The 7,372-nt window shown below is 72.7% G+C and carries 11 protein-coding genes; 4 read left to right on the top strand and 7 right to left on the bottom strand.

Translation table 11 applies throughout. The features are described 5' to 3' along the window. The 7 genes from ccmI to L2I40_RS15140 all read right to left on the bottom strand — a co-directional run. Positions 1–691 (bottom strand): c-type cytochrome biogenesis protein CcmI (ccmI, locus tag L2I40_RS15170; RefSeq protein WP_237216044.1); only part of this gene is annotated, 691 nt, incomplete at its 3' end. Next, positions 688–1,206 (bottom strand): cytochrome c-type biogenesis protein, encoded by a 519-nt coding sequence (locus L2I40_RS15165; RefSeq protein ID WP_237216043.1) that lies wholly within the window; start codon positions 1,204–1,206, stop codon positions 688–690. The genes ccmI and L2I40_RS15165, both read right to left, overlap by 4 nt. 116 nt (positions 1,207–1,322) lie before the next feature. Then, positions 1,323–1,889: a DsbE family thiol:disulfide interchange protein gene (locus tag L2I40_RS15160; protein WP_237216042.1), complete on the bottom strand. Its 567-nt coding sequence runs from the start codon at positions 1,887–1,889 to the stop codon at positions 1,323–1,325. 126 nt (positions 1,890–2,015) lie between these two features. Beyond that, positions 2,016–3,995 (bottom strand): heme lyase CcmF/NrfE family subunit, encoded by a 1,980-nt coding sequence (locus L2I40_RS15155; protein WP_237216041.1) that lies wholly within the window; start codon positions 3,993–3,995, stop codon positions 2,016–2,018. Further along, positions 3,992–4,531: a cytochrome c maturation protein CcmE gene (ccmE, locus tag L2I40_RS15150; protein WP_237216040.1), complete on the bottom strand. Its 540-nt coding sequence runs from the start codon at positions 4,529–4,531 to the stop codon at positions 3,992–3,994. Before ccmE ends, L2I40_RS15155 begins: the two co-directional genes overlap by 4 nt. Positions 4,532–4,673: 142 nt before the next feature. Next, the gene (ccmD, locus tag L2I40_RS15145; RefSeq protein ID WP_237216039.1) at positions 4,674–4,820 is read right to left on the bottom strand and encodes a heme exporter protein CcmD; all 147 of its coding nucleotides are present in this window, start codon (positions 4,818–4,820) and stop codon (positions 4,674–4,676) included. Between the two features lie 127 nt (positions 4,821–4,947). Next, positions 4,948–5,631 (bottom strand): heme ABC transporter permease, encoded by a 684-nt coding sequence (locus L2I40_RS15140; RefSeq protein ID WP_372491065.1) that lies wholly within the window; start codon positions 5,629–5,631, stop codon positions 4,948–4,950. A 257-nt stretch (positions 5,632–5,888) separates the two neighbouring features. Between L2I40_RS15140 and L2I40_RS15135 the strand changes: the two genes are divergently transcribed. From L2I40_RS15135 to L2I40_RS15120, 4 genes are all read left to right on the top strand, one after another. Then, positions 5,889–6,179 carry a YciI family protein gene (locus L2I40_RS15135; RefSeq protein WP_237216037.1) on the top strand — a complete coding sequence of 97 codons (291 nt, stop codon included), beginning with the start codon at positions 5,889–5,891 and terminating at the stop codon, positions 6,177–6,179. Then, the gene (locus L2I40_RS15130) at positions 6,179–6,661 is read left to right on the top strand and encodes an EVE domain-containing protein (protein WP_237216036.1); all 483 of its coding nucleotides are present in this window, start codon (positions 6,179–6,181) and stop codon (positions 6,659–6,661) included. Before L2I40_RS15135 ends, L2I40_RS15130 begins: the two co-directional genes overlap by 1 nt. After that, the gene (locus L2I40_RS15125) at positions 6,661–7,023 is read left to right on the top strand and encodes a Rieske (2Fe-2S) protein (RefSeq protein WP_237216035.1); all 363 of its coding nucleotides are present in this window, start codon (positions 6,661–6,663) and stop codon (positions 7,021–7,023) included. The genes L2I40_RS15130 and L2I40_RS15125 overlap by 1 nt, the downstream gene beginning before the upstream one ends. Positions 7,024–7,104: 81 nt before the next feature. Beyond that, positions 7,105–7,372, top strand: a 268-nt coding sequence (locus L2I40_RS15120; RefSeq protein WP_237216034.1) for a hypothetical protein, incomplete at its 3' end; no start/stop codon positions are given.

The raw sequence follows: 7,372 nt of genomic DNA, 5'->3' as shown, positions 1-7,372 counted from the left end.
GGCCGGCGCGCGCCTCCGCCAGCCCGGTCAGGAAGCGCAGCCGCGGATCGCCCGGCGCGTTGCCGAGCGCGCGCGCGAGCAGCGCGGCGGCCTCGGCCGCGTTGCCCTCCTCGATCTGCAGCTCGGCGAGGTCGCCGGCGAGCTGCGGGTCGAAGCGGATCGCGAGCGCGCGCGTCCAGGCCTCGATGGCGGCGGTGTTGCGGCCGCGGTTGCGCTCCGCATTGCCGAGCAGGAGCAGGCCCTGACGCGCCGGCTCGCTGTTCGGGTCCACCTGCGCGATGCGGCTCCGCAGCGCGTTCAGCAGCTGCTCCTCGGCCTCCATCTGCTGGCGGCGCAGGTCGTAGGGCGCGCTCGGCATGTCGGGCGTGCCGCGCACCAAATAGAGGCCGATGGCGGCGGCGGGCACCAGGAAGAGCGCGGCGGCGATGAAGGCGGCGCTGCTGCGCCCGGCGCTGGCGGCGTCGTCCTTGGGTGCCGCCAGGATGCGGCGCTGCACCTCGAGCGTGGCGGCGGCATGCGCGGCGGCGTCGAGCCGCCCGGCGTCGCGTTCGCGGTCGAGCTCCGCGAGTTGGGCGCGATAGAGGGCGAGGTCGGCCTCGGCGCGGCCGCGCGCGCGGGCGGGACGGAAGACGGCGATGGCGAGCGGCAGCATCGCCGCGAGGGCGACCGCGCCCACGAGAAGCCAGATCACGCGCGGGTTCCGTCCTGTCCCTGGCCGGTGGGCGGCAGGCCGAGCGCGGCCAGGCGCTGGCGCTCCTCCTCGGTGAGCGGGGGCGGGCCGCTGCCGGCGACCGCGGCGGCACGGCGGCGCATCGCGACGATCAGTCCCAGGCCCGCCAGCACGGCAACGACGGGCGTCGCCCAGAGCGCGGCGGTGGACCAGGCGAAGGGCGGCTTCAGCAGCACGAAATCCCCGTAGCGCGCATGCAGGAAGGCCATCACCTGCGCGTCGCTGTCGCCCGCCACGATGCGTTCGCGCACGATCAGCCGCAGGTCGCGCGCCAAGCCAACCTCGCTGTCCTCGATGGACTGGTTCTGGCAGACCATGCAGCGGATGTCGCGGCCGAGGTTGCGCGCGCGCTCCTCCAGCGCCGGATCGGGCAGCATGTCGGCGGGGTTGCCGACGGCGTGGGCCGAGAGCGGGGCGAGCAGCCCGCAAAGCAGCACGAGGCGGCCCGCGTTACGCCAGAGGCGTGCCGTTCGCACGACGCGGGCCGAGGCCGCGAATGCGGCCCGCGCACGAACCGACAGTGCGGCCGGGCGGACCAGTGCGTTGCGCGAAGCCAAGCGGCCGGAGGCCGCGCCCGGCGTCTGAGGGTCCATCACGACGCGTGGCGCCTGAGGAGCGGCCGGATGTCCTGTTCGAGAACATCCGGCGTGATCGGGCCGGCGAAGCGCCAGCGGATGATGCCCTGGCGGTCGAGCAGGTAGGTCTCGGGCACGCCATAGACGCCCCAGTCGATCGCGACGCGGCCGGGCTCGTCGCGCGACAGGCGGCGGAACGGGTTGCCGTGCTGGCGGAGGAAGCGAAGGCTGTCCTCGGGCCGGTCCTTGTAGGCGATGCCGTAGACCGGCACGCCCTCGCGGTTCAGGCGGACGAGCTGCGGATGCTCGATGATGCAGGGCACGCACCAGCTGGCCCAGAAATTCACCAGCACGGGGCCGGGCAGGTTGCGCAGGTCGGCCGAGGTGAGCGGCGGCGTGTCGGCGCCGTCGAGCGGCGGCAGGGTGAAGTCGGGCGCGTTGCGGCCGATCAGCGCGGAGGGCACGCCGCGCGGATTGTACTCGCCGGTCTTCATGCCCTGCAGCATGCCGTAGAACGCAACGCCGCCTGCGGCGGCGACGGCGAAGGGCGCGAAGAGCAGCGCGCGGCGGGAGGCGGGCGACACGTCAGCAGACCTCGCGGCACAGGCGGGCGGCGCAGCCGCCCGAGCGGCCGAATGGCCGCCGCCGCCAGTGCGGCGAGCCAAGCCGGCGGAGCCGGCGCCCGGCGCTTGAGGGCATCACGACGCCTCTCATGTCGTTGCCGCACCCTGCGGCAGCGCCGCCTTGCGGTTCGGGGCGGAGATGCGGACTCGGCGATCCGCCAGCGACAACGCGCCGCCGAGCGCCATGATGAAGGACCCGATCCAGAGCCAAGGCGCCAGCAGGTTGTAGTGGATGCGGATCACCGCCTTGCCGGTCGCCGCCTCCTCCTCGCCGATCACGGCGTAGAGGTCGTAGAGCAGGTTGGTGCGGATCGAGACCTCGGTCGTGTGCTGGCGGCCGATCGGGAACCAGCGGCGGCTGGGCTCCATCACGTGCAGCACCTCGCCGTCGCGCAGCACGCTGATGGTCGCCTTGCGCGCGGTGTAGTTCGGGCCGGTGTGGTCTCGCACGCCGTCGAGCCGCCAGGTGTAGCCCGCCATCTCGGTGCTCTGGCCGGGGGCGAGGGCGATCAGGCGCTCCTGCGCCAGCCCCATCCCGGCGATGCCGGCGGCGACGATGCCGACGCCGGCATGGGCGATGGCGGCACCCCAGGCGGCGCGCGGCAGGCCCTTGGCGCGCGCCCAGGAATTGCCGAGGCGCGTGCGGAACAGCGCCGTCCGGTCGGCGATGTCGGTGACGGCGGCGCCGATGGTCCAGGCGGCCAGCGCGAAGCCGACGGCGGGCAGCACGTTGTGGCCGGTCAGCAGCAGGGCTGCGAAGAAGCCGAGCAGCGCGATCACCGCCGCCGCCCAGAGCCGCTGCACCACGGGCCAGAGCTGCGCGCGCTTCCAGGGCATCAGCGGGCCGGCTGCCATCGCCAGCAGCAGCGGCACGACCAGCGGGAAGGACGCCATGTTGAAGAAGGGCGGGCCGACGCTGACCTTCGCGCCGAACAGCGCATCCGCGAACATCGGCCAGAGCGTGCCGACGAACACCACCGCGGTGATCGAGCAGACCAGCAGGTTGTTCAGCACGATCGCGCCCTCGCGCGAGATCGGCGCGAAGATGCCGGTGGGCGCCATCACCTGCGCGCGCCAGGCGAACAGCAGGAAGGCGCCGCCCATGTAGAACATCAGCAGCGCGAGGATGAACATGCCGCGCTCGGGGTCGTTGGCGAAGGCGTGCACGCTGTTGAGAACGCCCGAGCGCACCAGGAAGGTCCCGAGCAGCGACATGCCGAAGGCGATGATCGCGAGCAGCACGGTCCAGGTCTTCAGCGCCTCGCGCTTCTCGACCACGATCGCGCTGTGCAGCAGGGCGGTGCCGATCAGCCAGGGCAGCAGCGAGGCGTTCTCGACCGGGTCCCAGAACCAGTAGCCGCCCCAGCCGAGCTCGTAATAGGCCCACCAGGAGCCGAGCGCGATGCCGAGCGTCAGGAACGCCCAGGCCGCCAGCGACCAGGGCCGCACCCAGCGGCCCCAGGCGGCGTCCACGCGGCCCTCGATCAGCGCGGCGATCGCGAAGGCGAAGGTCACCGCATAGCCGACATAGCCGAGGTAGAGCAGCGGCGGGTGCATCGCGAGCCCGATGTCCTGCAGGATCGGGTTCAGCCCCTGCCCGTCCGGCGGCGGCGGCCACATCCGGTCGAAGGGGTTGGACGTCTTCAGGATGAATAGCAGGAAGCCGACCGAGACGAGGCCGAGGATGCCGATGACGCGCGCCTTCAGCGTGGAGGGCAGGTCGCGCCCGAAGGCGGCCACCGCGAAGCCGCAGAGCGCCAGGATCAGGACCCAGAGGATCAGCGAGCCCTCGTGGTTCCCCCAGGTGCCGGTGATCTTGTAGAGCATCGGCTTCGCGCTGTGGCTGTTCTGCACGACGTTGAGCACCGTCGTGTCGTTGATGACGTAGGCGTACATCAGGCAGCCGAAGCTGATCGCGATGGCGACGGTCTGGCCGATCGCCAGCGGCGAGGCGCTCGACATCAGGCGCGCGTCGCGCTGCTCGGCGCCGAGCAGCGGCAGCACGGTCTGCGCGAGGGCGAGGATCAGCGCGAGGGCGAGGGCGAAATGCCCGAGTTCGGCGATCAAGAGCCCGTCCTTCCTGCCGGCGCCGGCGGGCGGCGATCCGGGTCCAGCGTGTTCCAGGTGGCGGGCGGCGGTGGCGCGCCCTGCGCCGGGTTCCAGTGGCCGGCGCGCTTCAGCGCATCGGCGACCTCCGGCGGCATGTAGGTCTCGTCGTGGCGGGCCAGCACCTCCGACGCACGGAAGATGCCGTCGGGGCCGAGCCGGCCCATCGTCACCACGCCCTGGCCTTCCCGGAACAGGTCAGGCAGCACGCCGGCATAGACGACGGGGATCGCATGCGCGCCGTCGGTGACGCGGAAATGCACCACCGGGCGCTGGCCGGCCACCGCGGGCTGGCGCTCCACGCTGCCGGATTCGACGAGGCCGCCGAGGCGGAAGGCGCGGTCGGGCGCGGGCCGCGGCTCGGCGGTCATGATGTCGGAGGGCGAGCGGAAGAAGACGAGGTTGTCCTGGAAGGCGGTGAGCGTCAGCGCGGTGGCGCTGCCGAGCCCGATGCCGCACAGCAGCAGGATCCACATGCGGCGTTTCTTGCGGGTCATGGTTTTTTGTCCTCAGGCGCCGGGCGGCCGCGTCCGCGGCCTTGGCTTGCGCGCCGCAGACATGGTGCGCCGGATCCTGCTGTCGGTCGCGGCGCGGGGCCGCCTTTGGCGGCCCTTTTGGTTGGTCTGCCCACTTCTTGCGTCACGCGTCCCGGGCTCCGCGCGGATCGAGTTGGGCCAGGCGTGCCTTGGCCGCGCGCTGGCGCAGATAGGCGCCGACCGCGAGGCCGCCGAACACCAGGGCGGTGATGCCCCAGGACAGGGTGACGTGAAGCCAGTGCGTCGTCACTTCGCGCTGCCCTCAATCGCCGGGCGCGGCCTCCGGCCGCTTGGCTGCGCGGCACGGGCCGCGGGCCCCGTCCGCGGCCTCGCCGCGGTTCCCGCGGCGCAGCAATGGCGCCTTTCGATCCGGGTCGTCATTGCGCGGCGTCAAACCGTCTGGCGCGGGCCATCTCCAGCGCACGCACCCGGCGCTCCATCACCGCGGCGCGGGTGCGCGCCAGCACCGTCACCGCGAACAGCAGCGTGAAGCCGAGCGCGCAGGTCAGCAGCGGATAGAGCATGTCCACATGCATCCCCGGGCTGTCGAGGCGGGTGACGCTCGCCGGCTGGTGCAGCGTGTTCCACCAGTCGACGGAGAACTTCACGATCGGGATGTTGACGATGCCGACCAGCGCGAGGATGGCGCCGGCGCGCGCGCCGCGCTCCATGTCGTCGAAGGCGCGCACCAGCGCGGCGTGGCCCAGCCACAGGAAGAACAGCACCAGCACGCTGGTCAGCCGCGCATCCCAGACCCACCAGGTGCCCCACATCGGCTTGCCCCAGAGGCTGCCGGTGGCGAGGCAGAGCGCGGTGGCGACGGCGCCGACGGGCGACAGCTCGCGCGCCGTCAGGTCGGCCAGCGGGTGCCGCCAGATCAGCGACATCAGCGACAGGATCGCGAGGCCCATGTAGCCGCCCATCGCCAGCCAGGCCATCGGGACGTGGACATACATGATCCGCACCGTCTCGCCCTGCTGCCAGTCGGCGGGCGAGACGACGAGCGCCCAGTAGGCGCCGGCCCCCGTCACGCCGAGCGCCAGCGCCCAGAGCCAGGGCATCCAGGGATCGGTGAGGCGGAGGAATCGGCCGGGATTGGCGAAGCGATGCAGCGACCGCGCGCCGGGAGGCGTCCCCGGGGGCACGGGTGCGTCTGATCGCGGCCCGGTTGGCCGGGTCGGGGCTGAGCTGGCGTCCACGGGGTTAACCTAGGCGCGGTTCGCGCCGGATTGAAGCGTTTGGCCGCGCGCGTTACGTCCGGTTGCGAAACCCGGGCGCGCATCCGCCCACCAGCCCGGGCCCAGGAGCCGTCCCCGCCATGCTCTTCGCCATCGCCTGCACCGACAAGCCTGGCAGCCTGGAACTGCGGCTCGCGACGCGCCCGGCGCATCTCGACTACCTCCGCGGGCGGCAGGCGGAGATCGTGATGGGCGGGGCGATGCTGGATCCGGCGGGCAACGCCTGCGGCAGCCTGCTGGTGATCGAGGCGGCGGACCGCGCCGCGGCCGAGGCGTTTGCCGCCGGCGACCCCTATGCCAAGGCCGGCCTGTTCGAGAGCGTGGCGATCCGCCCCTATCGCGTGGTCTTCAAGGACGGGGCGCCGGCCTGATGGCGAAGCGCGCCGGGGCGGGGCGCCCTGCGGGGGCAGCGACGAAGCGCACCCCGACACAATACTGGCTGGTGAAGTCGGAGCCCGACGCCTTCTCCTGGGACCAGCAGGTCGCGAACGGGACCGAGCCCTGGACCGGCGTGCGCAACCACATGGCCAAGGCGAACCTGAAGGCGATGCGGGTCGGCGACCTGGCCTTCTTCTACCACTCCAACATCGGCAAGGAGATCGTCGGCGTGGTGGAGGTGGTGCGGGAGGCCTATCCCGACCCGACCGTCGGTCCGGACGACCCGAAGGGCGAATGGGTCTGCGTGGATGTGCGCGCCGTCGGGCCGATGCCGAAGCCGGTCGGCCTCGCCACCATCAAGGCGGATCCGGAACTGGCGGAGCTCGCCCTGGTGCGGCAGTCGCGGCTGTCGGTCATGCCGGTCGGCGCGGCGCATTGGGCGAAGCTCTGCGCCATGGGCGGCTGGACGCGCTGATGTCGGAGGTCGCGAGCAACGAGCGCGTGCTGTGCCGGCTGGAGGAGCTGCCGGAGGGCGAGAGCCGCGGCTTCCCGCCGGCGCCGGGCGGCTTCACCGGCCTCTTTGCGATCCGCAAGGGCAGCCGGGTGCATGTCTACGTCAATTCCTGCCCGCATATCGGCCTGCCGCTGGATCCCGCGCCGGACCGCTTCCTGGATGCGAAGCGCCAGCACATCGTCTGCTCGGCGCATGGCGCGCGGTTCCGGATCGAGGATGGCGAGTGCTTCTCCGGCCCCTGCTACGGCGAGAGCCTGGAGGCCGTTGCCGTGCGCATCGACGCCGAGGGCCGCGTGATCGTGCCCGCCGACGCGGGCATGTAGCAGGTCGCGGACCCCTCGATCGTCCTGGACTTCGGCTCGGCTGAGCCCATATCCTGGCTCGGATGAGCCGAAGGGCCTGCCATGTACCCCGTTGAGATCGCCAAGGTCGTGACCGCGCTGGGCGGGCGGCGCGCGCTCGGGGTGGAGCCGCGCTCGCTCGACGACCTGGCAGAGGCGATCGGCCAGGGCTTCCCGCGCTCGGTCGTCCGCGCCCTGGCCGCGACTGCCGTGCCCGACGACGCGGTCGGCGAGGTGCGGCGGCGGGTGGAGGCGCTCGTCGCCTCGCCGGCCACACTGAAGCGCAGCCCGCGCCTGTCGCCGGCGGCGAGCGAACGAGCGGAGCGCCTGG

This window comes from Falsiroseomonas oryziterrae (assembly GCF_021864505.1).
Lineage (GTDB): Bacteria > Pseudomonadota > Alphaproteobacteria > Acetobacterales > Acetobacteraceae > Falsiroseomonas > Falsiroseomonas oryziterrae.
Note: the sequence above shows the minus strand (reverse complement) of the source record. Positions and strands in the feature narration are given on the sequence as shown.

Excerpts from the sequence above, each read along its gene's own strand:
- ccmE (WP_237216040.1), bottom strand. The coding sequence starts at position 4,531 with ATGACCCGCAAGAAACGCCGCATGTGGATCCTGCTGCTGTGCGGCATC.
- L2I40_RS15140 (WP_372491065.1), bottom strand. The coding sequence starts at position 5,631 with ATGCCCTGGCTCTGGGCGCTGGCGCTCGGCGTGACGGGGGCCGGCGCC.
- L2I40_RS15135 (WP_237216037.1), top strand. The coding sequence starts at position 5,889 with ATGCTCTTCGCCATCGCCTGCACCGACAAGCCTGGCAGCCTGGAACTG.
- L2I40_RS15130 (WP_237216036.1), top strand. The coding sequence starts at position 6,179 with ATGGCGAAGCGCGCCGGGGCGGGGCGCCCTGCGGGGGCAGCGACGAAG.
- L2I40_RS15125 (WP_237216035.1), top strand. The coding sequence starts at position 6,661 with ATGTCGGAGGTCGCGAGCAACGAGCGCGTGCTGTGCCGGCTGGAGGAG.